The sequence below is a fragment of the Clostridium sp. genome (genome assembly GCF_016650035.1).
In the GTDB taxonomy this organism is placed as follows: domain Bacteria; phylum Bacillota; class Clostridia; order Clostridiales; family Clostridiaceae; genus Clostridium_AD.
Window position 1 is genome coordinate 61,938 of sequence record NZ_JAENWM010000001.1, and the last position, 25,764, is coordinate 87,701.

Consider the following 25,764-nt stretch of genomic DNA (forward strand, 5'->3'; position numbering starts at 1 on the left):
CCATATTGACCATTTCCCTCCAGGAGATGGCAATTTAAGACCTTCGATTAAAAGACAATACAATAGGAATGGTGACTTTGATACACAGGCCAACTGGCATATGTACTATGGTAAAGATGTACCTGGTTTCCCAGCACATCCTCATCGTGGTTTTGAGACGGTAACCGTTGTGTTAGAAGGAACCGTTGATCATGTTGATGGTTTAGGTTCAAAAGGCAGATACAGCAATGGTGATGTTCAATGGATGACTGCAGGTAAAGGCTTACAACATTCGGAAATGTTTCCACTGCTATCAACGGATCGTGAGAATAGATTAGAACTTTTTCAGATTTGGCTGAGCTTAGATAGTGAACATCGTATGGTGGAGCCGAATTATAAAATGCTTTGGTGTGAAGAAATACCAGTCATAACGGTTACTGATCATGCTGGCTTACAAGTGAAAATCACACTTTTTGCTGGAGAGCTAAAAGGTAAAGTAGCTCCATCACCTCCAGAAAATTCATGGGCAAGTAATCAGAAGAATCACCTTTCTATTCAGGTGCTTGAACTTGAACCTAGTGCATCTTATATCATTCCAGAAGCATATGCTACAATGAATAGGTCACTATATTTCTACGATGGTGAAGCTCTAAGTGTTGAGAAGGAACTTTTTACAGATAAGGGTTATGCTTTCTTAACTGCTGAAACAGAGACAGTTATTATAAATGAAGGTTCAACACCTGCTAAAGTACTTATTCTCGAAGCTGAACCAATCCTTGAATCAATTGTTAGTCATGGACCTTTTGTTATGACAACAGATGAGGAAATCGCACAGGCTTTTAAAGACTACAAAGAAACAAAATTTGGTGGATGGCCATTTTCATCTTCAGAAATATATCATGATGTTAACCAGGTACGTTTTGCAAAATATGTTGATGGAACCGTTGAATACCCAAATAAGAAGGATATATAATGAAAATACTAGCATTTGCAGGTAGTAGTAGGAAAGAATCGTTTAACAAAAAATTAATTAAAATAGCTGCAAAAGGAGCTATAGAAGCAGGGGCTATTGTCACAGTAGTAGATTTAGCTGATTATCCTATGCCTCTTTATAATGGTGATTTATAAGCTGATGAAGGAATGCCTCAGAATGCTCAAAGGTTTAAAAAGCTACTCTTAGAGCATGATGGAATTATGATTGCATCACCGGAGTATAACAGCTCATTTTCTCCTTTGTTGAAAAATGTACTTGATTGGGCATCTAGAGCAGAATCAGAAGACGAGGCAACTTACTCAGCATATAAAGGCAAAGTGGCAGTTATTATGTCCGCATCGCCGGGTGCTTTAGGAGGAAGTCGTGGCCTTGTATTTCTAAGAATGTTGTTATCAAACATGGGGGTGATTGTTTTGCCTGATCAAAAATCAGTTCCAAGTGCAAGTAAAGCATTCAGTGCAGATGGTTTCCTTATTGAAGAAAGGCACCAAAAATCAGTGCTAAAACTTGGTAACGAGTTGGCGCGAGTTATGGTAAACTTAAATAGTTAACAAATCACTACAATGGCAATAAATATAATTTGTTTAGTCCTTTTATCTATTTTTGCGTTTCAAAGTAAAAAAGATTATTTGCTACTAGATAAGTATCTTCAAATTGCTCTCTAAAATCAACTAGATTAGATATTCTTAATCTTAAGTTAAAAGGTCGTGAGAAAATCGATATTAATATTAGGGTAATCAATATCGCAAAATGCAGCAAGCTGCGACCTGCAATCTAGTAAGTTGAATCAATCTCGTCTATCGCTCAAAGGAAATACCCCAGAGATTAAAGTTTCATATCAAAAGGTCGCTTAGGCTAAGTAATAGATTGGATGATCTTTTTGCTTTATATTAATAATAATTTCTGTCTCAAAAATATTCGACTCATGAGTTTGTCTAACAATTATTAAATATTACATGAAAATCCCTTCTTATGTCGAATATTAAAGATATAGGGAGGGATTATTTTAGGGCATATTTAGAAGGGAAGATAGATATCGTTTATACCTAGATCATTAGACAAACTCACATGTGGAAGGGAAGCTGAGCCCATATTCGATGGGGATCAACTATTTAGTTGATATGTAGCGTTTAACTGTAGATGCACTGACAAATTGATTTAATGCATATACAAACATTGATATAATAGATATTAAGGTTATGGACAGAGTTCAAGCCAATAATATGAAAGGGATTATTGCAATAATAGAAAGAATTGATTTTAGAACAAGTGTAAAAAGGAAATAAAATTATGCTAGTTATAATAACTGATTAAGAAGATATAGATGTTAATGTACAAGGAAGCATTCAACGTGGTGACATATTATTTAATTGACGTGCCACGCCACGTATTCGAACATTTGTAAACGCATATAAGTTTAATGAATCAAATTAATATGCAGTCATGGATAAACTTCTTGAAAGAAGTGAATATAAAGGAAATAGCTAATCGGACCCATTTTGTGGTATGTGGTATACGAGACTTTAAGAGAACATCTTGACAATACTACTAACTAGTAGTAAACTGTGCTTATGAAAAACAAAACAAATTATGATGATTTGAATTCTTTGAACTTAAGAGTGTTGATTACACTTAGCAGAACAACACAAACAGTACATAAACGGTCAGGACAAATTTTTAGAGAAGGAGGTCATACAACTGCTCAATTTGCAGTACTAGAAGTGTTGTATCACAAAGGGCCATTAAGTGTTGGTCAAATTATTGAATCAATCTTATCTACAGCAGGTAATATGACTGTAGTTATCAACAATTTGGAAAAAGAAGGACTGATTAAACGATATCCTAATCCTGAAGATAAGAGGTCTTACATCATTGAAATTACTGAAAGTGGTAAGACAAGTATACAAAGTATTTTTCCAAAACATTTAGACGATCTTGAAAAAAGCTTCGGCAACTTAACGGGAGGTGAGAAAAATGTATTGATTAGCCTATTGAAAAAAATCAAATAGGCCTTATTTTTACATATATACTACTAATTAGTAATGAATTTAAGGAGCGAATTATGGAAAAGAAAAAACTAGAAATAATTGAATTTACAGACCCAGTATGCACTTGGTGTTGGGGGAGTGAACCCATTTTACGAAAAATCGAAACAAGATTTGGCAACCAGGTGAAAATCAAATATGTTATGGGTGGCTTGGTCAAAGACATTCGTGATTTTTATGATAGTTATAACCACATTGGTGGTGACGCAGAACGTTCTAATCAAGAAATTGCAAAGCACTGGTTTGGAGCATCATCAAGACATGGGATGCCAGTAAAAGTAGAAGGGTTTAAGTTGTTTTCAGAGGACCATCCATCAACTTATCCCCAAAATATCGCTTTTAAAGCAGCTCAATTTGAGAATCAACAACTAGCAGACAAATTCCTCAGACGTATGAGAGAAGCATCTGCGTCAGAAGCGAAACAGACAAATAAGCAAGAAATTCTCATCGAACTAGCTTCAGAAGTAGGTTTGGATATTGCACAATTTATAAGTAGAATTGAAGATGGCTCTGCAGAAACTGAATTCAAAAAAGATTTACAAACTACGCGCAAATATGGTGTTTCTGGATTTCCAGCTTTTTTAATTCGATATGGCGAAAAAGAAATGCTTATAAAAAGCTTTCAAGGATTTGAAGCATTTAAATCTATAATCCAATCAGTGACCAATCATGAAATTATTGATACAGTTCCTGAAAAGACAGAAGAAAATCTCCTAATGTTTATTAGGAAGTATGGTCGTGTAGCACCAGTTGAAATTCAATTAAGTTTTGATCTAAACGAAGTAGAAGTTAATGAGTTATTAGAACAATTAATTGAAAAAAATCTTTGTAGAAAAGTAGCAGCAGGGAATGGTAGCTTTATCGAAGCCATGAACAATCCAACATCATGTGATATCATCACTGGAATATGCGCAGTATAGTTAAGTAAATTAAGAATATTTTTGTTTTATTAAATGCCTCTCTATCATCAATGATGTTTATGCTCCTTGCAAAAGATTTAGGTTGGGATACATGTCCAATGAATTACTTTAAATCGGATGAATTATCGCTTGCTCTAGACATTCCAGAAAATGAGATGCCTGTCCTAATGATAACAATGGGTAAAGCTGAAAGTGATAGCGCAAAAATTAGAGGATTTAGAAAACCAGCGAGAGATTTTGTGAAATATTATTAGAGGTGAGTTATGAATGTATCTAAAAAATCATTAATAGAAGGTTTATCCTATGCACTTGATATTGCAGAGGGCAGTTATTTTTCTCATTCAAAACATGTAGCGTATACATCAGTTTTGATCGGAAAGAGTTTAAATTTAAGCAATGAAAGGTTAAGTGAACTTTATTATGTTGCTTTGCTACATGATATAGGGGCTGATGAACATTATAATATAAAAAGTCATTCAGAAATTGGTGCAAGAACAGCAAAAAGATTAAATTTGAGCCAAAATTCTATTGATGCGATTAAATACCACCATGAGTATTCAAATGGGACAGGAATAAATGGCTTAACAAATGATAAAATACATTTAATGGCTAAAATCATTTTACTTGCAAACCTTCTAGATTTAAAGATTCAGGAATATAAAAAAAACCTATCAGAAGAGATTACTTTTGAAATGCACCACAGGCTTATAGACCATCTAAATTCAATCAAACATCTTGTAGACCCTATAATTTTAGAACATTTACTTAAGTTAGTTAATCAACCCTATTTTCTATTGTCCTATCTTAATATAAGACACAACGATATACAGTTGCAGATAAAATTAGTATTGATTAATCATTTTAGTAGAGTAAATTTATGGCTAAAGATTATTTGAACGAAAGCTCAAAATACAGTTATCCTCTCGTGCCACGTGGAGTGCGTTGCGAGGATAGAGAGGAAATAGGCTGGTAGCAAAGGCTTTGGGCATTATGCCCCTTTTTTTTGTGCGTTTATTTTCCCTCACACTAGTGAAAACAACGTATTTTAGGGTAGGAGGGGTTATAAAAATCTCATTATAATCTAAGCGCAAAATTAAGCAAGGCATTCTACGTTATAATTCCGTAAAGTGCCTTGCTCTTTTTATCTTACGCTTCTAAATAGTTTATTATTAATTAAATTATTTCTATTAGTCATCAAATCCTAGATGCCCTCTTTTAGGAACAATGCAAATAAATTTCAAATCATCTTTTCCTTTGTTAGAAAGTTGATGTTCCTTATTGGGAGGTATAAAAGTAAATGATCCACTTTCAATAGGATAATCCTTTCCGTCTAAAAACAATGTTCCTGTACCTTCAAGAGTATAAACAATATGTGGATAATCATGTGAATGTCTTCCGGAGTAACCGTTTTCACTTACTTGAAAAACTCTCATAACATAATCGTCCCATCCTGTTTCAGAAGAAACTAATACTTTTCCAACAATGTTTGCATAACCTGGAGCACTGATCTGAGAAACTTTCACATATTTTTCATTTGATACTATCATATAATCCCCCTAAAAAAATTATTTAGTATACTATATCATTTTTATACTAGCTTAATAGTAACCTATTAGTTTTGTTACTGTCAATAACAATTATTGCGTTAATACTTATTAAATTTACAATTGGAAAAGGAAAATACTAGAGTATAAAAACAAAATGAGATAGCTTAGTATTTAAGTTACCCCATTTTATTTTATAGAATTTTTTTACTTACGCTTTTAGCACACCAACCTTAGGAAGCTTAGCTAGTATGCTTGATACTCCATGGCAACTTTCAAACTGTGAGGTTAAATCTTTACCAGCAGTTAAGCCAAAGTGCATACCCCCGCTCCATTTTGAATTGTCGCTTACATCATATACAATTCCATTAACTGATACATAAGCAGGTTTTCCCATAGTACCATCATACTGAGCAAGTTCACTTTCGGTAAATTCCTTGGTTTGCCTAAGAGCTCTTTGTCCCTTTTGATAGTAATTGCCATGGTGCTCCTCATCAGCTTCTGCATCTGCTTTAGTTACATGAACTGTACCAGGTGGATGCTGAGGTGGTGCATAAATAGAGTATAATTTAAGTGGGGTATCACCTGTATTGATTAGATTATGCCATTTGCCAGCAGGTATGATGAACGCAAAACCATCATAGACGTTTCTTTGAAAATCCAAGTTATATTTAGTATCACCCATTTTAACAAGTCCTTGACCTTCTTCAACACGTATGAATTGATCAAGATTTGGATGAACCTCGAGTCCTATGTCTTCCCCAACATTGATGTTCATTAAGGTAAGTTGCAAATAATTTCCGGTCCATAAAGCGGTACGATAAGTACTGTTTTGCTTAGTAGCCTCATCAATATTAATAACAAACGGTTCTGGGCCATAGTCTTCTAATCGAGTTAAACAATCATCATTTGCAGATTGTAAAGAATCAGATCTTGTACTTAATCCTGTTTCATCACTATAGGTATACATTGGTGTGTTAATGTAATAAGGATATGGTTCATAAAAATTATACATATAGTTATTCCTTTTATATTATTATAAAATTATCATATGATATATGTTTAGAAAATGTGATTCTGTTCACAGGAATACCATATCCGCCAGGTAATTTAATCAATGTTAATAACAAACAACAGGAGTGCCAGCATCAATATTATCAAATATTTTTTGTGCTAAAGCAGGTGGTGAATTTATACAACCATGGGAACCCCTTGTTAAATATATATTCCCACCAAAGGTTTTTTTCCAAATTGCATCATGTATTCCAATGCCACCAATAAATGGCATAAATACAGCCACAGGCGTACTGTAACCCTCTCCATTTAATGTAGCATTTCTTTCTTTATATAGTATGCTATAAACACCCACCGGTGTTTGAAATTTTCTGCTTACATTACCAGTAACAACATCTCCGTCTGTTATAAGCTTGCCCTTCTTATAAAACCACATATGCTGCTTAGTCAAATTAATTTCCACATATGTATCCCCAATATCATTAATTTCATGAGTTATTGCGGTTTGGAGATAATGGGGTTCTTTTGCTAGGGTTTGTCCAGCTTTTATAGTCATAATTAAATCTGCAACTTCTCCTTTGCGATCAACTAACCATCCGTAATCGCCGCCACTAGTTTTTATCGTTGTTCCGTATGATGTAGCAAATTCTCTTTGCTTGCCATATGTGTCATAATTATCGTCCACTTTAGCTAGATAATTTTTCATTTTAGTTTCATCAAATGAAATTGCAAGGGTTTCGTCAACTTTAATCCAATCATGAATTATAGAACCATCTAAAACTTCTTTGCCTCCAGTAAAGGTATAAGTAACTTTTGAAGCTATATATTTATTAAGCAAAATTTTAGTGTCTATAACCTCTTTGGAACTTGAAGTATATTTTGGATTTATATAATAATTTTCCTTATCCAAATTTATTGTTGCCTCTCCATCCAGAATTGCATTTACTACATTTACATAAAAAGGTTTGTTATTTACTTTAGTTCCAATAACTTCATTTACAATCACATAGACCTTATTTGAATATTTAAAGCTGGGATTTTTAGGTTCAATTATTTTCTTGCTATCAAAACAAGACAGCTTATCAAAACGTTCTTTCAATAGTTTTTCATCATAGGTTAGAGTGCCATCTATTTTTGAAGTTTTTGTGTTAAAGAGCGAAAAAATCCACCTAAAAGATTGCTGTTTGTCTTTTAAATCTTGAATTTTTTCCTTTGCATTATATTTAAGTCCAATGTCAGCAGACTTAATTTGCTCAGTCACACCGTTTCGTTCTATAAGTTCTAGTGTGTATGATTCACATTTTAATGCTAGTGATTTATCTAATTGATCTACGGTTTTACCAAAAGCATTAATGTTATTTATTTTAGAACCAAAATAAAAATGAGTGTTAAAATATATTGACATACTAAAATATAGAACAAGAAAAATAGTAATAGAAATTATAATATTCCTTATAATTTTATTACCTTTTATTGGTAGCGTTTTCATCCTAGACCTATTGCGTTTTACTGGTTGTGTTTCCATAAGACACCTCTTTTAATATAATATTGCATGTTAATCATATTACAATATATAGGGAATGTAAAGCAGACTAAATAAATATTTTTATAAATTCTAATTAGGATGTTATAATTATATTAAGTAAACTTTGCTACACTAATAATTTGAAAAAACAGGAGAAGTTGTGAAATATGAGATTAGATAAATTTTTAGCTGAATCATCAGTTGGAATGAGGAAAAATGTTAGGAACTATATTAAGGAAGGTATGGTTACGGTAAATGGAGAAGTGATAACAGAACATGCCATAGAAATTAATGAAAGTTCTGATGTTATTGAGTATCTTTCAAAAGTAGTCGAATATACTGGAAAAGTATATTATATGTTTAATAAACCTGCGGGCTACATTACTGCAAGAGTGGATACTGTTAATAAAACAGTATTTGATTTTTTTGATGATGTGAACATGAATGGAGTATTTCATGTTGGAAGATTAGATAAAGATACAGAAGGATTGTTGCTCCTTACCAACGATGGTGAATTTGAACATCAATTAATGTACCCCCAAAAGCATGTTTGCAAAACTTATTTGTTTTGGGCTTTGGGTTCTTTAGATGAGGAAGATAGGATGAAGTTAGAGCAAGGAATATGCATGGGGAAAGGTGAAACACAAACGAAGCCTGCAAAAATAGAAGTACAAAAATGTGGAATGCTAGATTCAAATCATTATAACCAGCCTGTTGTTTCTGGATATCTTACTATTTCAGAGGGACGTAAGCACCAAGTTAAACGTATGTTAAAGGCAGTAGGTTGTTATGTGGTGTATTTAAAAAGGGTTTCCATTGGAGGGCTAATGTTAAATGAATCGCTTAAAAAAGGTCAGTATCGAGCCCTTACAGAGGTTGAAATTGGGAAGGTATTGGGAGAATAGCGTAAAGTATTTCTAAATCAATAGTAGTCCCTATTTTTAGGGTTTTGTGTATTAATTATGCTATAATGATAATATAGCAATAATTTTACATGAATTTTATCTGAATAAGGAGTGATCAAATGCAGGATAATAATGATATTAAAGTAGCGATAGGGTTTGCCACAGGTAGAAAGAGTTTTCAAAAAGTGCTGAGAACTAACATAAAAAACTGGAAGGAATCTGGGCTTGTAGCAAATAAAAGGATTAGTTTAAATCTTTTTGTTGCATATGATCTTTTTTATCGTAAAACAAAAATAACGGATTACACTAATGTACACCCAGATTTAGTGAAGAATATTGATAGTAGCTTGTTTATAGGAAGTGAGGAAACAAAGGAAGAAATTGACTATTTAATCAGGGAAAATGTGCTGAATATTGATGAAATTCATATGATTTTTGGTAAGGGTTATGCGGCGCAGCGTAATGCTGTACTGTATAACGCTATAAAAAAAGATATGGATTATCTAGTTTTTCTTGATGACGACGAATACCCGATGGCAGTGACTAATACCAGGAATACTGCAATTTGGGGAGGTCAGCATGTTATAGCACAACACCTTAAATATATTACCGAAGCGGATATGACCCACGGAAATCACTGCGGTTACATATCCCCTATTCCATATATGGAGTTTAACGATACTATGACAGAAAGCGATTTCCGATCTTTTATTGAAGCTATTAGTAACGATATCGTTAACTGGGACAAATTGAAAGATGTTATGAAGAATGGCGGGGTAACTTATGCGGATACAAACGTATTGACCAGAGAAGGTGCTATAGAGGTGGAGGAAATAAACCGTTCTAAATTTATTTCAGGGGCTAATTTATGTATTAACCTTACGAAACCACTACGTATTTTTCCGTTTTACAATCCGCCAGGTGCTAGAGGAGAGGATACTTTTTTAAGTACTTGTCTAAGTGATCGAAAGATTATGCGAGTGCCATGTTATACATTTCATGATGGATTTTCAACATATAATCATCTTTTAGAAGGTGTTCTTCCAATCAAATTGAAGTTTATAAAAGCTGATTCAGATAAGATTACCACTCGCTTTTATAATGCATGTATAGGATGGGTTCGTTATAAGCCATTACTACTATATATAACTCAGCCAGAGCAATACGCGGAAAAGATTAAAGATATGCGAGAACAGCTCAGTGTTACACTACCTAAAATCTGTGCTTATTTCGGAAAGCCAGAGTTTATGAATGTCTTAGCTGAACTAGATAAATATAATAAAAATGTGGAGAAACATTATAGTGAATTTGTTGAAACAAAGCGTATTTGGGCAAAAATTATGGAACATTTTTCGCAACGAAAACAAGAATAGTAGAGGATCTAGCATGATGATAAATGCTAGATTTTTTTGTGTCTACCCCAATGGAGGTTTTTGTTAAATTAAAAGTTATCATTAATTTCCTGATTATCCATATAGAATAAATATAAATACTGATATATTATAAATATTGTGATAAAATATTAATGTATTAGATTTGAGAGGGGATAACGATGATTACTATAAAAAAGATATTTCAAGATTGGATTTTGCCTATAATTGCAGCTATTATAATAGCATTTATTATAAATAAGCTAATTTTCTTTAATGTAACGGTGCCAACGGGATCAATGCTCCCAACCATAAATTTAAATGATAAAATTTTAGTGACAAGGGTTCATAATAAAAGTAACCTTGAACACGGTGATATAGTAGTCTTTCATTCTGATGAATTAGGCGATGATGAATCAGGGGAAGATTTAATAAAGAGGCTTATTGGGCTACCCAATGATGAAGTGGATATTAAGGAAGATGGATCAGTATATATAAATGGAACAAAAACAGATGAGAGTTATGTTTTATATCCAGGTGGGAAAGCAGGAATAAAATTTAAAGTACCAGAGAACAGCTATTTTTTTCTTGGAGACAATAGAGCAAATTCTAAAGATGCGAGATATTGGGAACAACCGTTTATAGATGAGAGTGATATAATGGGAAAAGCAAGAATCGTAATTAGTCCTTTTAGTAGATTTGGAAAATTAAAATAAAAAAATAGCAGAAGTATAAAATGCAATTTTATACTTCTGCTATTTTCATTTTTTTGAAAATGATTTATTAAAAGTGACAAAACCTTTATAATGGCTGAATTCAAAATTGGGAAAAATTAATTAGTATTTTTTTAGATTGGTTAAACAAACTATATATATTAATAGAATATTTGAGAAATGGAGGATACATAATGGAGAAAAACAAAAAACTTTCCAGTACTGCTTACGGCGGTATTAAAGGTGACGATTATTTACCCTTTGTACCAACAAGTCAAGCAATGCCAGAAACAACTGCAATATCTTTAATAATAGGTATGATTTTTGCAATGATATTTGCGGCTGCAAACACATATTTAGGCCTCAAAGTAGGTTTAACGGTTTCAGCTGGTATTCCAGGAGCAATTTTAGCTACAGGATTACTTAAAGGTTTATTTAAAAGGAATAATATATTAGAGGCCAATATGGTAGCTTCAATTGCTGCAATGGGTGAATCCATTGCAGGTGGAGTTATATTTATACTTCCAGCGATTCTTCTTTGGGGAATGGATTTAAAACTTTCTACTATAGTTGTTGTAACACTTCTTGGAGGACTTTTAGGAGTATTCTTTGTTTCACCACTTAGAAGATTCTTAATAGTTGAAGAGCATGGTGAACTTATTTATCCAGAAAGTATGGCGGCTGCTGAAGTTCTTGTAACTGGCAGTGAAGGTGGAGCAGGATTTAAAACAGTATTAACAGGTCTTGTAGCAGGAGCTCTTTACAAGATATTTTCTGGGGGATTTAAATTCTGGCTTGAAGAAGCTGAATGGACGATTAAGCCAATGCAAGGAACAATATTTGGGTTTAGTACATTAGCATCTCTCATGGGGGTTGGTTATATAGTTGGACTTAGAGTCTCACTTTATATGTTTGGTGGTGCTGTAGTAGCATGGCTTGGACTTATGCCATTAATAATGTATGTTGGGCATGGACTTCAATCACCATTATTTCCATCAGTTAAGATTATTAGTGAAATGGGAGCATGGGAAATTTGGAGTAGTTATATAAGATATATAGGTGCTGGTGCCGTTGCAGCAGGTGGATTTATAAGTCTAGGGAAATCGGCTCCAACTATTATAAAATCATTTAAGTCAGCTATGTCTGGTATTGGAGCAGCTGGTTCAAAAGTTCAAAAAAGAACAGAGGTTGACGTGCCACTAACTTGGGTTATAGGCGTAGCAGTATTAGTATTTTTATTGTCATGGTTATTACCAATAATTAATGTTGGTATAATTGGTTCAATAATGGTAGTTGTATTTTCATTCTTCTTCTCAGTTGTATCAGCTAGAATGGTTGGTATAATTGGAGCATCAAATAATCCGGTTTCAGGAATGACTATAGCCACATTGCTATTTGTGACATCAGTATTAAAGCTTACAGGTAATGTTTCTGATAAAGGAATGGTTGTAGCCGTTATTATAGGTGGTATAGTTTGTGTTGCTATTGCTGTTGCTGGTGGTACTGCACAAAGCTTAAAAACAACTTATGTTATTGGAGGCACTCCCAAAAACGTACAAATAGGTATGTTTTTAGGAATAGTTGCATCGGCTGCAGTTGTTGGTGCAGTAGTATTAATGCTTCATAGCACTTACGGTATAGGTAGCAAAGAAGTTGCTGCACCGCAAGCTACATTAATGTCAATGGTTATAAAAGGAGTACTTACTGGTGATCTTCCATGGGCCCTTGTATATGTTGGAATTGCAATTGCAGTATTCTGTGAACTTGCAGGACTCCCAATACTTCCAGTTGCACTTGGATTGTATTTGCCAATACATTTAAGCTCAGCTATTCTAGCTGGTGGTATTATTAGATTAGCAGTTGAAAAGAAATTTAAGAAAGACGAAGCACGACAAAAGACGCAAGTTGAAAGAGGCATACTACTTGCATCAGGGATTGTTGCAGGAGACGCACTGATGGGTATAGTTGTTGCAGGAGTTGCAACAGTAGGCCTTGACATAGGATTTGGAGCTAAGTTAATTCCAAGTTTAGCAGGAAATGCAACGTTCTCTACACTTATATTCTTTGGATTAGGATTATGGATTTACATGTTTGCTATAAAAGTAGATGAAACTCCTGTTAAATAATATAGAGTATATATTATTTAAATTAAGACATAATAAAAATAAAATATAAGTTAAGGGCCGTTATGGCTCTTAACTGTTTTGTAGGTGAAATATATGTTTAATAATAAAGACAAAGATAAGTCAAAAGAAAATTTTTTACTTTATAGACCACTTAGAAAAATTGAACTATGGGATGTAAATGATGAAAAAGTAAAATTGTTTTTTCACCATAACAAGCCAATAGAAAGATGTTTGAGGTGGCTCATAAGAAAACCAAAAGTTAATGATATAGTGCTTGACGCACGAGGTTCTATGGTATGGATACTTTGTGATGGAAATAATACTGTTTATGATATAGCCCAAACCATGGTGGAAAAATTTAATGAAACTGAGCAGGAATCTATTGATAAATTAATTATGTTTGTAAGATATTTATCTAGAAGCGGATGGATTACTTTTGAAAATAAAAAAATATAGAATGATATGTTATACTATAAATAAATCGCTTTAGTGGGATTAAGCTACATTAGTAGCTTAATCTACAAAAGTGGACTGTTAATGGAGGTAAAATGTTATGGAATTAAATAATTTAATTGACGCTATGCAACAGGATATCATTGTGTCTACACAGGAGATAATAAGAATCAAGAGTGTAGAGAGTGAACCAAAACCTGGTATGCCTTTTGGAGAAGGTGTAGCTAAATCACTAGAATGTGCTTTAAACACTGCAAAAAAAATAGGATTTCATACAGTTAACTTAGATGGTTATGTTGGATATGCAGAGTATGGACAAGGAGAAGATTATGTTGTAGCATTAGGCCATTTAGACGTTGTTCCTGAAGGGGATGGTTGGATTCACCCACCTTATGCTGCAGAAATTCACGATGGTAAAATGTATGGACGTGGAACTACAGATGATAAAGGACCAATAATGGCGACACTTTATGGATTAAAAGCGCTTAAAGATGCTAAACTTCCTATTTCTAAAAGAATTAGAGTTTTATTTGGAACTAATGAAGAAACAGGAAGCAAGGAACTTGAATATTATTTAGAAAGAGAAAAAGCGCCAGTTGCTGGTTTTACACCAGATGCAGATTATCCAATAATAAATGGAGAAAAAGGTATAACTATTTTTAATATAGTTAAAGATTTTAATAATAAGAATAAAAGTGAAAACTATATAAAGTATATTAAGGGTGGCACAGTAGCTAACATAGTACCTGAATATTGTGAAGCTGGAATTGTAACTGTTGATCCGCAAAGTATTATTAAATCAATGGAATCTTTTGCAAAAGATACGGATTATAAACTTTCTTCTGAAGTTAAAGAAGATATGGTAATAATTAAATCTGAGGGTGAAGCAGCTCATGGAAGTTTACCAGAGCTTGGGACGAACGCCATAATGCAGCTATTTGCTTTCCTTGGAACTATTGACCTTGGATTAAATGATGTGTCATCATTTGTAGAATTTTTAAATGAAAACATAGGTATGGAAATACATGGAGAGTCTTTTGGTGTTTGTCTGGAAGATGACAATTCAGGTAAATTATCATTTAATGTTGGAGTAGTAAATATGGATGAAAATTCAGCTACATTAATATTAAATTTAAGATATCCTGTAACAAACAAATTAGAAGATATGATGAATCCATTTAATAGTAGGATAGAAGGAACTGGAATAAAGGTAGAAAAGTTTGAACATCAAGAACCATTATTCTTTTCACCAGATAGCCCAATTATTAAAGCCCTTCAAAAAGTTTACACTGATCAAACTGGAGAAGAAGCTAAATTAGTATCTATCGGTGGAGGCACTTATGCTAAAGAAATGCCTAACACTGTAGCTTTTTGACCGATGTTTCCAGGAGAGCCAGATACTATTCATAAAAGAAATGAATATATTACAATAGATAATTTAATTAAAAATGCTAAAATATATGCTCACGCATTGTATGAACTGGCAAAGTGAAAATTAGGCCTATATCTTTTTTATAAGATATAGGTCTAAAATTTATAAAAATCTATAGCATTAATATGTTTATAGAGGTATAATAAAATATTGAACTATAAATAATTTATATAATAATTTATAAAAAGGTTGAATTCTATTAAAAATATAAAAGTATTAGTGAGGGATAATTGTGAAAATACAAGATATTAAGATAGGAAAGATCAATACTCCGCTGTTAAGACCATATAGAATAGGAAAGAAAATTCTTGATTTTTCCGATGAAATAGTTATAAAAATAATTACAGATACAGGGGAAATAGGGTACGGAAGTGCAACTCCAACACCTTTAATAACAGGTGAAACAGAGTATTCAATTATGGGAGCAATAAATTATATTAAACATGATATTTTAGGGTTAGATATTGATAACCTAGAAGAAATTATGAAGGTAATCCATAATTCTATTTTTGCAAATAATAGTGCTAAGGCAGGCATTGATATGGCTATATATGATTTGCTTTGTAAAAAATATGGAATTCCACTTTATAAATTTTTGGGGGGATATAAAACTACATTAACTACAGATATCACAATAGCAAATGGTACAGTTGAACAAATGGTAAGTAAATCATTAGAAGCTATAATGGATAATTATACTTATTTAAAGGTGAAAGTTGGAAATGATATAGAGCATGATATAGCCAGAGTTAAAGCAGTAAGAAAAGCAGTTAGGAAGGGAATAAAAATAAGAGTAGATGCTAATCAAGGCTGGAGACCAAAGGAAGCTGTAAGCATTATTAGGAAGTTTGAAGATATGGATCTTGATATTGAGTTTGTTGAACAGCCAGTTAATTCTTGGGATATAGATGGACTAAAATATGTTACAGACAATGTGGAAACAAAAATTCTTGCAGATGAATCAGTTTTTGGTCCATCAGATGCCTTTAAGATAATTGAAAAAAGAGCAGCGGACCTTATAAGCATAAAGCTTATGAAGTGTGGCGGAATAAATAATGCAATAAAGATATATAATATGGCAGAAAACATGGGTATAAGATGCATGATGGGATGTATGTTAGAAAGTAGAATAGGCATAACCGCAGCAGCTAGTTTTGCAGCGTCTAGGTCTAATATGGTTAAAGCGGATTTAGATACTATGTTATATTTTAAAAAAGATTCAGTAATTGGTGGAGCCTCTGTTATCGGAAATAAGATAACTGTTAATGATGCGCCAGGTCTTGGAATTTGTGATATTATTGGATGGAAAGAAATTATATAAACATTGAAAATTTATAAAAAATATAATGATTTAAACGGGGTGATAGGTTTGGATACTAATGAATATGATATGAATGCTAGTCTCATAGAATTGGAACTTAAAAAACAGTTGGAATTTAATATAGAAGAGGAAAAATTAAAGAGTGCTTCTGAAATTATTAGTGAAGAAATTCTTAATTATATCCAAAAGAGAAAGGAAATATTACAATATATTTTAGACTATAGGGAAAAGGTAATTGAAGACTATAGAGACGATGAAGATATGGTAATAGAGTACTTTGATCATGAAAGATACGTTATGGAAGAAGCCTTTAAAACAATAGATAGAAGACTTAAAGAATTAACCGCGCTTAAGAGTTCTCCTTATTTTGGAAGAATTGATTTTTCCGAAGAAGATTTTGGTATTGAGAAAATGTATATTGGAAGATTTGGAGTTACTCCACAAAATACATTTGAACCACTAATAGTAGATTGGAGGGCACCGGTTGCATCACTATATTATACCGGATCTTTAGGTGAAGCTTCTTATGATGCTCCTAAGGAAAAGATACTAGTAAACATTTTAGCTAAAAGGCAATATATTATAAAAAAGGCAAAGCTTATGGGTATGTTTGACTCAGCTTTAGATATAAAAGACGAAATACTCCAAATGGTGCTTAGTAGTAACGCTTCTGAAAAGCTAAAAGATATAATAATGACAATACAAAAGGAACAAGATGATTTAATAAGACAACCAAGAATTAAGACTATTGTAGTGGATGGGGTGGCAGGCAGTGGTAAAACCACAATTGCTCTTCATAGGGTTGCTTATTTGCTTTATAATTATAGAAAGGTACTTCAAGATAAGGTTTTGATACTAGGTCCTAATAATGTATTTATGGAATATATATCTACAGTGCTCCCAAGTCTTGGAGAATCAGGAGTTAAGCAAACAACTTTTAGAGACTTTGCCTTCGATATTTTAGAGATTGATGAAGTGATGAGCCTAAAAGAATACATGGAAAAAGTGCTTGGTGGCGAACGTGAATTTGTACAAGATATTATGTACAAAAATTCTAAAGAATATAAATATTTACTTGATGATGCAATAGAAAAATTAGATATTGATTACTTTAAAATAGAAGATTTGATTTTTATGGACCAAAATATATTATCCAAAGAGGACATAGCTGAAATGTTCCACTATCATTATAAAACTATGCCACTATTTAGAAGAAGTAAGAAAATTAAAAGGATTATTTACTCGAAAATTAGAGATGCTAGAGATGAAAAAGTTAGAGCTATACAAAAGGAATATGAAAAAGCTGTGCAGTCTTTATCTGAGGAAGAACAGGATTTCAAAGTAAATAACTTAGACTTTAATAGAAGAATTAATATTCGAGAAGTTGTTAAAGCGATAATAGATTTAAAAAGAAATCTAACTTGGATACAAAATGGAAACTGTGTGGAATTATACAACAAAATAAATGGGTATAAAAGGTTAACTGAAAATGATTTAGCCGGTATTTTGTATGTTAAAATCAGGCTAGAGGGAATAAAAATTTCTGAGGAAATAAAACATGTAGTAATAGATGAAGCACAGGATTATAATCAACTACAATTCTTAGTAATAAAGGAATTAACAAGGTGCGCTTCATTAACTATAGTTGGGGATAGTAACCAAAGAATGATTCCATATGATGGGAATATTCCTATGCTTGATATAAAAAATATACTCCCAGAATTAAATGTTGAAGAGTTTAGATTAAATACTAGCTATAGGTCTACTGTAGAAATTATGGAGTATGCTAATAAATATTTAAATTCAGAACCTATTGTTCCTATAGTAAGAAATGGTGAAATGGTTACGGAAAATTCAATTTCTAATGTGGATGAACTTAAAAGTTTTATTATTCAAAAGACTGAACAGTTTAAAAGTAGAGTTTATGAGAATATCGCGATTATCTGTAAAGATATAAAAGAGACAGAAAAAATATTTGATATAACTCGGGATATTGCCGGTATTAAGATTATAAACAGTGAAAATGCAGTGTATCATAGTGGACTTGTTGTAATTCCATCATATTTTGCCAAGGGTCTTGAGTTTGACGCTGTTATCATGGTGTTAGATGAACCAGGTGGTATGGGCGAATATAAACAAGAGGATAAACTTAGATACGTTATGGCAACTAGGGCGCTACATGAGCTTCATGTGGTGGTGAAAAGTTCATTCTAAATTGGACTAAAAATTTTTCTTGGAGTATGCTTTAACGAAAAGTATATATTGCTTGAATGCTTTCGCATCGCTAAGTAATTCTAAAATTTATTTTACTGAAAGATACTAAAAATTACAAACTCGCTAACGCTCAAATATGTAATTTTCTTAACGTCTCTTCCACTAAAATAAATTGTGAATTACTAAAGCTTGCTCAAATGCATTCTGCGCAATATATACTTTTGTTAGCGTGCTCTAAGAAAAAAAGAGTTTAATTGAAAGTGAAGATTGGGATGAACTATCGGCTTAGTTCGTCCCAATCTTCAATAATTTCATATAATGCTACCATCGTACTAACCTTATCCTCACTGGCTATGGAAGCGCGAAGTCTGGCTATGTTTAAACTTATATTATATATTTCATCTCTTTCTACGCTAAATTGAATGCGTGGTATGATTTTTTTCCAAGCTGAATCAATACTAGTAATATCTTGATTAAGCATATCCCATTTTTCATCCTTTACGTGTTCTATAGAAATTTGAGTATAAGCAATTACATCTTCTGAAGAGTTACGAGGCTTTTTTAAATAACTGCCGCTTAGCATTATTAATACAAAGAGTGTTAAAGTAATTATTGGTATAGAATATGATATAAATTTTTTCATAAATTCAAACTACCCCTTTATATTTTAGTTGTTTTCATCATCTAACCCGTCTTCATAAAGATCTATAAATAAGCCGCTGGTGGCATTATAGGTGGCTAAAAACACTTCAGCCGCATCCTTAACCCCTTGTTTTTTTAATTTTGTCATTAGCCACATTTTATTTCTATTAATGCTAGCTAAGTTATCTTGTAAAATAGAGCCGTCATAAATCACTTCAATATCAATACTATCAGTAGGAGTTTCAAGTTTTAAATCCTTTGGAGTAACAGAATCATATTCTGTCTTTTTTAAAATGGACAATTTACCGTCTTTTTCGAGCACTGCATATGCAATCTCATCTAAGTCAAAAACACCTTTATCTCTTAACTGGGATAGAAGGTCACCAATAGTGTAACGAAATTTTTTCATGGATTTTTCTAGTATTTTTCCGTTTGATATGATAATTGTGGGTTCACCATCAAGAAGTTTTTCAGCAGTTTTTGATTTAAGAGTTAATAATTGTAAAACAAAACATAAGACAGTCCAAGTAAGCAATCCTACCCAATGAGACCATGCGCTACTAGTTAAGTCGGTAGTTAGAGTGGAGGCTGTAGAACCTATAGTTATACCAACTACATAATCGAAAAAAGTTAGCTGACTAACCTGTTGCTTTCCGAGAATACGAGTAAATATAAGTAAAGTAAAAAATCCGATTATCCCCCTAACTAGTACTATTAAAGCTTCATCCATGGTAGCACCTTCTTTCAATAATATTATCTCCAAATATATTATTTGTATTAATTTTTAAAATTCTAATAATTAGTTGTTAAAAGTCCAAAGTTAAATTACAATTAAATTATAGTTAAAATTATCTAGTAAAGAAACTTGCCACTTGCCATGTGGGTGGCACCAAAAAAAAGGATGATAAGTATGGATTTAATAAAAATAGTTTCAAATGTTCAGAAGATTTCTGAGGCAATAGCTAGCGTTATAAGTGTAGATGTGACGGTGGTAGACCATAATTATATTAGAATAGCAGGGACCGGAAGATATAGGAATTCCCTTACTGAAAAAGTGAATGAAAAATCTGCTTTTGGATTTGCTTTGACACAGGGGAAAAGTTTTATTATAAAAAATCCTAGAAAACATTTTATCTGCACGGAGTGTGAAAATATTGAAAACTGCGAGGAGCTTGCAGAGGTTTGTTGCCCAATTAATGTAGGTAATGAAACTATTGGAGTTATTGGGCTTATTGCTTTTGATGAGGAACAGCGAAATGCTATTATAAATAATGAAACAAATTTAATGAATTTCTTGAATAGAATGGCGGATTTAATATCAGCAAAGCTAACAGAAGAGGAAAATACAGAGCATATAAAGCTTTTGGCAAGAGAACTTGAGATAGTTATCGATTCCGTAGATAGAGGAATTATAGCGACGGATTATAAGGGGGAAATTCTCCATTATAATACTAAAGCAGTAGAGTTATTTAATCTTCAGGGTAACGAAATTTTAAGTGCAAATATTAAAAATCTTATTGGAAGCTTAGATTTTAACACGCTTATTGATAATCATAAGAATTTAAAGAATAGGGAATTTACTTATAAGGGAACTAACCATAGTTTTAGAGGGGTTTTTGATGCAAAGACTATTAGTATTTTGGATAAAAGCTTTGGTATAGTATGTACATTTAGTGATATCTCTGATTTATTAAAAACAGTAAATAAAATTACTACAGGGACTATCGTTACTTCGTTTGACAGTATTATAGGTAATAGTTATTGCTTAGAACAGGTTAAAGTAGAAGCGGAAAAAGCGTCTAAATCTACTTCCACAGTACTTATACAAGGAGAAAGTGGAACTGGGAAAGAATTATTTGCACGGGCTGTACATTTTTATAGTAATAGAGCTAAGGGGCCATTTATTCCAATAAATTGCGCAGCTATTCCAGAGCACTTGCTAGAGAGTGAGTTTTTTGGATATGAAGATGGTGCGTTTACAGGAGCAAGAAGAGGGGGTACGGCGGGGAAATTTGAACTGGCAAATAAGGGTACAATATTTTTAGATGAAATTGGAGACATGCCTATTCATCTTCAAGCTAAACTGTTAAGGGTATTACAGGAACACATTATTGAGAAGATTGGTGGAAAAGAATCCATTCCTATTGATGTAAGGATTATTGCAGCTACAAATAAAGATTTAGAAAAAAAAGTATTAGAAGGTGAGTTTAGGCAAGATTTGTTTTATAGGTTAAATGTAATCCCTCTTAATATACCGCCTTTAAGAGAGAGAAAAGAGGATATAGTAATTCTTGTAGATTATCTTTTGGATAAATGTAATTCTAAGCTGGAAAAACATATAGGCAAAATAGAAGATGATGTAATAGAAGTTTTAATGAATTATCAATGGCCAGGCAATGTGCGTGAGCTTGAAAATACTATAGAATATGCAGTAAATATGTGCAGCAGTACAGTTATAAGCTGTATGGATTTGCCAAAAAGATTGAAGGTTTCAGAAAATATAGCAGTCGGTGATGAAATAGTAGGTATTGTACCTATTAAAGAATTAGAGAAAAAAGAAATAAAAAAGGCATTAGAACACTTTGGGCATAGCAAACAAGCAATTACAAAGGCTGCTGAGGCTCTAGAATTAAGTAGAGCAACTTTATATAGAAAACTAAAAGAATATGGAATAGAACAGTATCATAATGAGAATTAATTCTCATTATGATACTGTTCTATTTTGTTTTTTCTCATATTAAGAAAAAGCTGCATTAAAAGTGTTGTTTTTAGTGTGATTTTGTTGGCATGGATATTGCTTTAATATAATCTATAGCAATTCGTAGAGGAGTGGTTTTATGGAATTAAGAAATCTTATAGTTCAAACACTTAGAGAAGAAGTCGTTCCTGCCATGGGATGTACTGAACCAGTAGCTGTTGCACTTGCATGTGCAAGGGTTAAAGAGTTAATAAATTTCAATTATATAGTAAGTGCTGAAATTTTTGTTAGTCCTAACATATATAAAAATGGATTGTCAGTGGGTATACCAAATACTGTGGAAGTAGGTCTTTATATTGCAGCCGCTTTGGGTTTTATAGGTGGAAAAAGTGAAAATGATTTAAGAGTACTTGGTGGCATTGATGAAACACAGGTGAAACTTGCAAAAGAGCTTGTACAGAGTGAAAAATTGTCACTTGATATAAAAGATACTGATGAGAAGATTTACGTAGAAGTAAATCTCAAAACAGATAAAGGTAATTGTAGTGTAATTATTAGTGGAAAACATAATAGATTTGTTTATATAGAAAGATTAGGAGAAGTTCTTGTGGATTTAAAAAAAGAGAACTCTAGTACCTACAAGGAAAAAAATAATTTGTATAATATGAAAATAAGAGAAATTGTAAAAGAAATCGAAAAAATTCCACATGAAGATATTTCTTTTATGTTAGAGGGAATAGTTATGAATGAAATTGTAGCTATGGCTGGACTCAATGAAAAATTGGGAATGGGAGTTGGGTATGGTATTAAAAAAAGCATAAAGCAAGGAATTTTGTCAGAGGACTTAATGACTGCTTCAATGATGTTAACAGCAGCGGCTAGTGATGCTAGAATGTCGGGGATGAATTTATCTGTTATGAGTAGTAATGGGAGCGGAAACAATGGACTTACAGCGATTTTACCTATTGTTGCATATAAAAATAAATTTAATGTAGAAGATGAAAAATTAGCTAAGGCGGTTGCCATAAGTCATATTGTAAATAGTTATATAAAACATTATATAGGGAGATTATCTGCACTGTGTGCTTGTGGCGTTGCAGCTGGAACTGGTTCAGGTGTAGCTATAGCATGGCTTATGGGTGCAAATTATGATCAAATAGATGGAGTTATAAAGAATACTATTGCAAATACTAGTGGTATGATATGTGATGGTGCAAAAGAAGGTTGTTCACTAAAGCTTTCCACTTCAGCATCAGTTGCTATACAATCTGCGGTTTTAGCTATGCATAATTGTATTGTACCAGCAAGAAATGGAATTGTTGCAGAAACTGCAGAAGATACAATTAAAAATTTAGGGATTTTATCTGTTGATGGTATGAGTATTACAGATACTGTTATATTGAAAACTATGAAGAAAATGCAAATATAATATAAGGATGATATAGCATATGGAAATTTAAAAGCATATGGTGTTATCGCTTAAGGTATACTTAAAAAAGCTGATTATCAATAGGCTAGTCCACATAATCCTAAAAAAAAATTTTTGAAAAACCATAAATTGCTATTGAATTTTATTTTAAATCTGCTATAATAAAATTAACAAATAGATATGAAACACTTTCAAAAATTTCAAATTTATTTATTTCTGAGATATTCGTGAAGCTCTTATTTTCAACCTACAATATTTATACGGGAGTTCAAGATCGAGGTGTGGAATAGGCTTATAAGTCCAATTTTGAATTGGCAAGGACTGCTAAGCATCTCTGAGAACACCCACCTATCATAAAGATAGGTGTAAAAATTGGGGCAACGGTACCTTGGATTATGAATTAAAAATTTTTGATTCGTTTATAAAAAGAGATAGAAATATCTCTTTTTTTTTGTGGTATAATTATTTCAAATGATTAATATAGAGGTGGATTTTTATGACAGAAGACAAGGCTATTCAAATGATAGAGGTTAATCCAATTATTATAAAAAATATTGAAAATCCTAGTGATGAATTAAAGCTTTTAGCTATAAAGAAAGATGGGGCAATGTTACGATATATTAAGAACCCTGCAAAAGAAATGAAGGATTTGGCAATAAAAAGCAATCCGTGGTCAATTGAATTTATAGAAAATCCAACTTATGATATGAAAAAATATGTTGTTTCAAAGACATGGAATATTTTAGGGCTTATTAAAAGTCCTTGTGAGGAACTCATAAAAATAGGTATTCAGCAAAAAGGATATGCAATAAAATATTCTAAAAGTCCAAGTATTGAACTTCAAAAATTAGCTATAGAAAAAGATTATGACTCTATAAAATATATAGATAACCCAATTGAAGAAATACAACTTTTGGCTATAAAAAGAGATTATGCTTGTTTAAGATATATAGAAAATGCAAGTTTAAAGGCAGAGATATTGGCCATTTCTGAAAATGAATCTGCTATAAAATTCATTTTAAACATAGATGAAAATAAAAAAATATTGTTATTAAAACACAATGTTTTGGTAATGAAATATTTTAACAATGAACTACCTATAGAGCTGGTGGAGGCCACTTTTAGAGAGGTGTTATCTAGAGAAGATGTTTCAGAGAAATATGTGAGAGACTTTATAAACTGTGAAAGCATAAATGAGAAATATGGAAATATATCATCGGACAAAATTATTTTTATTTATAAATATGGTAGTAAGGTATGCAAAAAAATAGCAGTTGATGAAAAACTTAAAATGATGTAAGAGGAGATAGGAAATGAATTTTAAAGACACCTTGCAAAGCGTTGAGCTTGTTATAGAAACGAATGAAGTACCTCTAATTGTAGGGGAAAGCGGTATAGGAAAAACTGCATTAGCTAAAGAACTTGCTGAAAAGAAAGGCTGGAGCCTAGTTATAATAGATGGAAATCTTTTGAAAGAAGGAGAAATAGGCGGACTTCCGACAGTTGAGGACTATAGTTTTAAAAATGTTACAGGACAGGTTACTACTAAGAAAAGCACTGTTTATGCCATTCACACAAAATTACAGGAAATAGATAGTTTAATACATGAGGGCAAAGAGGTGCTCTTATTTATTGATGAAATAAACCGTTGTGAGCATACGGTGCAGCAGGAACTTATGAATCTTATATTAAATAGAAATATTAATGGCTACAAGCTGGATAATAAAGTGAAAATTGCAGCTGCCATGAACCCATCTAGTAAGTATGGAGAAGATGTTGATTATCAAGTAGTTGATATGGATGCAGCACAAGAAAATAGATTTGTTTGGCTATATATGGAAAGTGATTCGAAATCATGGCTGACCTGGGCTACCCAGAATAATCTAGAGGGAAAAGTTGTAGAGTTTATATCTACTTTCCCAGAATATTTACATAGTACAGAAAAGGAAGAGCAATTAAAAGCAACTCCTAGGAGCTTTGAACGGGTTTCTAAGAGTTATAAGATTTATAAGAAAAATAAAGATACAATTCCTAAAAGAGTATTTTTAAACATATTAAAAGGTAATTTAGGCAGTAGAATAGCTCATGAGTTTTTGGCATTTTCACAGGAGAATAATAAACCACTTATTTCTTATGAAGAGGTATTCGCTTTTGAAGAGTTGTCACAAGATGTAAGAGAAAAGATTAAAACAGAAAGTCATACTAGATTATATTTGATTGCAAAGAATATTTTGAGTGCAATGGAAAATAAAGAGCTTTTAAGTTTTGATATAAAAAGGTTTGTAGAATTTCTAGAGATCTATCCTGTGGACTTAGGGGTAGGTATTATGCAGGATATTAAAGAAATCCATAAGAAAGTTTATAAATTATGTATAGAAAATGAGGCTTTTGTTGAAATGTATTTTAAGTCTTACAATGAAATTAAAGGCTAGGTGGAATC

At 32.3% G+C, this 25,764-nt stretch carries 20 protein-coding genes, 1 other RNA gene and 4 pseudogenes; 19 read left to right on the top strand and 6 right to left on the bottom strand.

All coding sequences use genetic code 11. From position 1 onward, the window contains the following. Positions 1–100 precede the first annotated feature (100 nt). The 6 genes and pseudogenes from JJD95_RS00285 (at position 101) to JJD95_RS00310 (ending at position 4,834) form a co-directional block, all read left to right on the top strand. Positions 101–952, top strand: coding sequence for a pirin family protein (locus JJD95_RS00285; protein WP_291639272.1), 852 nt, complete (start codon positions 101–103; stop codon positions 950–952). Beyond that, positions 952–1,524: pseudogene (locus tag JJD95_RS00290) on the top strand (NADPH-dependent FMN reductase). The gene JJD95_RS00285 and the pseudogene JJD95_RS00290 overlap by 1 nt, the downstream one beginning before the upstream one ends. Positions 1,525–2,544: 1,020 nt before the next feature. Next, on the top strand, positions 2,545–2,982 hold the full coding sequence (locus JJD95_RS00295; protein ID WP_291639178.1) for a MarR family winged helix-turn-helix transcriptional regulator: 438 nt from the start codon (positions 2,545–2,547) through the stop codon (positions 2,980–2,982). Positions 2,983–3,035: 53 nt separating this feature from the next. Further along, positions 3,036–3,938 (top strand): DsbA family protein, encoded by a 903-nt coding sequence (locus tag JJD95_RS00300; RefSeq protein WP_291639180.1) that lies wholly within the window; start codon positions 3,036–3,038, stop codon positions 3,936–3,938. Between the two features lie 17 nt (positions 3,939–3,955). Continuing rightward, positions 3,956–4,192 carry a nitroreductase family protein gene (locus JJD95_RS00305; protein ID WP_291639274.1) on the top strand — a complete coding sequence of 79 codons (237 nt, stop codon included), beginning with the start codon at positions 3,956–3,958 and terminating at the stop codon, positions 4,190–4,192. 9 nt (positions 4,193–4,201) lie between these two features. Continuing rightward, on the top strand, positions 4,202–4,834 hold the full coding sequence (locus JJD95_RS00310; protein ID WP_291639182.1) for an HD domain-containing protein: 633 nt from the start codon (positions 4,202–4,204) through the stop codon (positions 4,832–4,834). A 291-nt stretch (positions 4,835–5,125) separates the two neighbouring features. On the opposite strand, the gene JJD95_RS00315 is transcribed toward JJD95_RS00310, so the two are convergent. The 4 genes and pseudogenes from JJD95_RS00315 to JJD95_RS00330 form a co-directional block, all read right to left on the bottom strand. Next, entirely contained in the window at positions 5,126–5,485 is a 360-nt protein-coding gene (locus JJD95_RS00315; RefSeq protein ID WP_291639184.1) for a cupin domain-containing protein, read from the bottom strand. Positions 5,486–5,693: 208 nt separating this feature from the next. After that, positions 5,694–5,900: pseudogene (locus JJD95_RS00320) on the bottom strand (cytochrome b5 domain-containing protein); the annotation flags it as partial. Between the two features lie 63 nt (positions 5,901–5,963). Beyond that, a pseudogene (locus tag JJD95_RS00325) lies at positions 5,964–6,497 on the bottom strand (cupin domain-containing protein); the annotation flags it as partial. 105 nt (positions 6,498–6,602) lie between these two features. Continuing rightward, positions 6,603–8,021 carry a peptidoglycan binding domain-containing protein gene (locus JJD95_RS00330; protein WP_291639186.1) on the bottom strand — a complete coding sequence of 473 codons (1,419 nt, stop codon included), beginning with the start codon at positions 8,019–8,021 and terminating at the stop codon, positions 6,603–6,605. A gap of 167 nt (positions 8,022–8,188) precedes the next feature. Here JJD95_RS00330 and JJD95_RS00335 point away from each other — a divergent pair, with 167 nt between their 5' ends. From JJD95_RS00335 to JJD95_RS00370, 8 genes and pseudogenes are all read left to right on the top strand, one after another. Then, positions 8,189–8,926: a pseudouridine synthase gene (locus JJD95_RS00335; protein ID WP_291639188.1), complete on the top strand. Its 738-nt coding sequence runs from the start codon at positions 8,189–8,191 to the stop codon at positions 8,924–8,926. A gap of 119 nt (positions 8,927–9,045) precedes the next feature. Beyond that, positions 9,046–10,299 carry a hypothetical protein gene (locus JJD95_RS00340; RefSeq protein ID WP_291639190.1) on the top strand — a complete coding sequence of 418 codons (1,254 nt, stop codon included), beginning with the start codon at positions 9,046–9,048 and terminating at the stop codon, positions 10,297–10,299. 179 nt (positions 10,300–10,478) lie between these two features. Next, positions 10,479–11,012: a signal peptidase I gene (lepB, locus tag JJD95_RS00345; protein ID WP_291639192.1), complete on the top strand. Its 534-nt coding sequence runs from the start codon at positions 10,479–10,481 to the stop codon at positions 11,010–11,012. Between the two features lie 191 nt (positions 11,013–11,203). Further along, positions 11,204–13,135 (top strand): OPT family oligopeptide transporter, encoded by a 1,932-nt coding sequence (locus JJD95_RS00350; protein ID WP_291639195.1) that lies wholly within the window; start codon positions 11,204–11,206, stop codon positions 13,133–13,135. Between the two features lie 93 nt (positions 13,136–13,228). After that, positions 13,229–13,591 (top strand): PqqD family protein, encoded by a 363-nt coding sequence (locus tag JJD95_RS00355; protein WP_291639196.1) that lies wholly within the window; start codon positions 13,229–13,231, stop codon positions 13,589–13,591. 97 nt (positions 13,592–13,688) lie between these two features. Then, a pseudogene (gene pepV, locus JJD95_RS00360) lies at positions 13,689–15,080 on the top strand (dipeptidase PepV). Between the two features lie 172 nt (positions 15,081–15,252). After that, entirely contained in the window at positions 15,253–16,341 is a 1,089-nt protein-coding gene (locus JJD95_RS00365; protein WP_291639198.1) for a dipeptide epimerase, read from the top strand. Positions 16,342–16,389: 48 nt separating this feature from the next. After that, complete coding sequence (locus JJD95_RS00370) at positions 16,390–18,555, top strand: UvrD-helicase domain-containing protein (protein ID WP_367114757.1); 2,166 nt, start codon at positions 16,390–16,392, stop codon at positions 18,553–18,555. A 277-nt stretch (positions 18,556–18,832) separates the two neighbouring features. Here the strand turns inward: JJD95_RS00370 and JJD95_RS00375 are convergent, their stop codons facing one another. Together JJD95_RS00375 and JJD95_RS00380 are read right to left on the bottom strand one after the other, a co-directional pair. Next, on the bottom strand, positions 18,833–19,198 hold the full coding sequence (locus JJD95_RS00375; RefSeq protein ID WP_291639200.1) for a DUF4363 family protein: 366 nt from the start codon (positions 19,196–19,198) through the stop codon (positions 18,833–18,835). Between the two features lie 24 nt (positions 19,199–19,222). Continuing rightward, positions 19,223–19,927 carry a DUF421 domain-containing protein gene (locus tag JJD95_RS00380; RefSeq protein WP_291639277.1) on the bottom strand — a complete coding sequence of 235 codons (705 nt, stop codon included), beginning with the start codon at positions 19,925–19,927 and terminating at the stop codon, positions 19,223–19,225. A gap of 180 nt (positions 19,928–20,107) precedes the next feature. Between JJD95_RS00380 and JJD95_RS00385 the strand changes: the two genes are divergently transcribed. The 5 genes from JJD95_RS00385 (at position 20,108) to JJD95_RS00405 (ending at position 25,756) form a co-directional block, all read left to right on the top strand. Then, entirely contained in the window at positions 20,108–21,895 is a 1,788-nt protein-coding gene (locus JJD95_RS00385; protein WP_291639203.1) for a sigma 54-interacting transcriptional regulator, read from the top strand. A gap of 139 nt (positions 21,896–22,034) precedes the next feature. Continuing rightward, complete coding sequence (locus tag JJD95_RS00390; protein ID WP_291639205.1) at positions 22,035–23,324, top strand: serine dehydratase subunit alpha family protein; 1,290 nt, start codon at positions 22,035–22,037, stop codon at positions 23,322–23,324. Positions 23,325–23,534: 210 nt separating this feature from the next. After that, a non-coding RNA gene (ssrS, locus tag JJD95_RS00395) (6S RNA) lies at positions 23,535–23,722 on the top strand. Positions 23,723–23,820: 98 nt separating this feature from the next. Beyond that, the gene (locus tag JJD95_RS00400) at positions 23,821–24,624 is read left to right on the top strand and encodes a hypothetical protein (protein WP_291639207.1); all 804 of its coding nucleotides are present in this window, start codon (positions 23,821–23,823) and stop codon (positions 24,622–24,624) included. A gap of 13 nt (positions 24,625–24,637) precedes the next feature. Further along, the gene (locus JJD95_RS00405) at positions 24,638–25,756 is read left to right on the top strand and encodes an ATP-binding protein (protein ID WP_291639209.1); all 1,119 of its coding nucleotides are present in this window, start codon (positions 24,638–24,640) and stop codon (positions 25,754–25,756) included. The last annotated feature ends 8 nt before the right edge of the window (positions 25,757–25,764 follow it).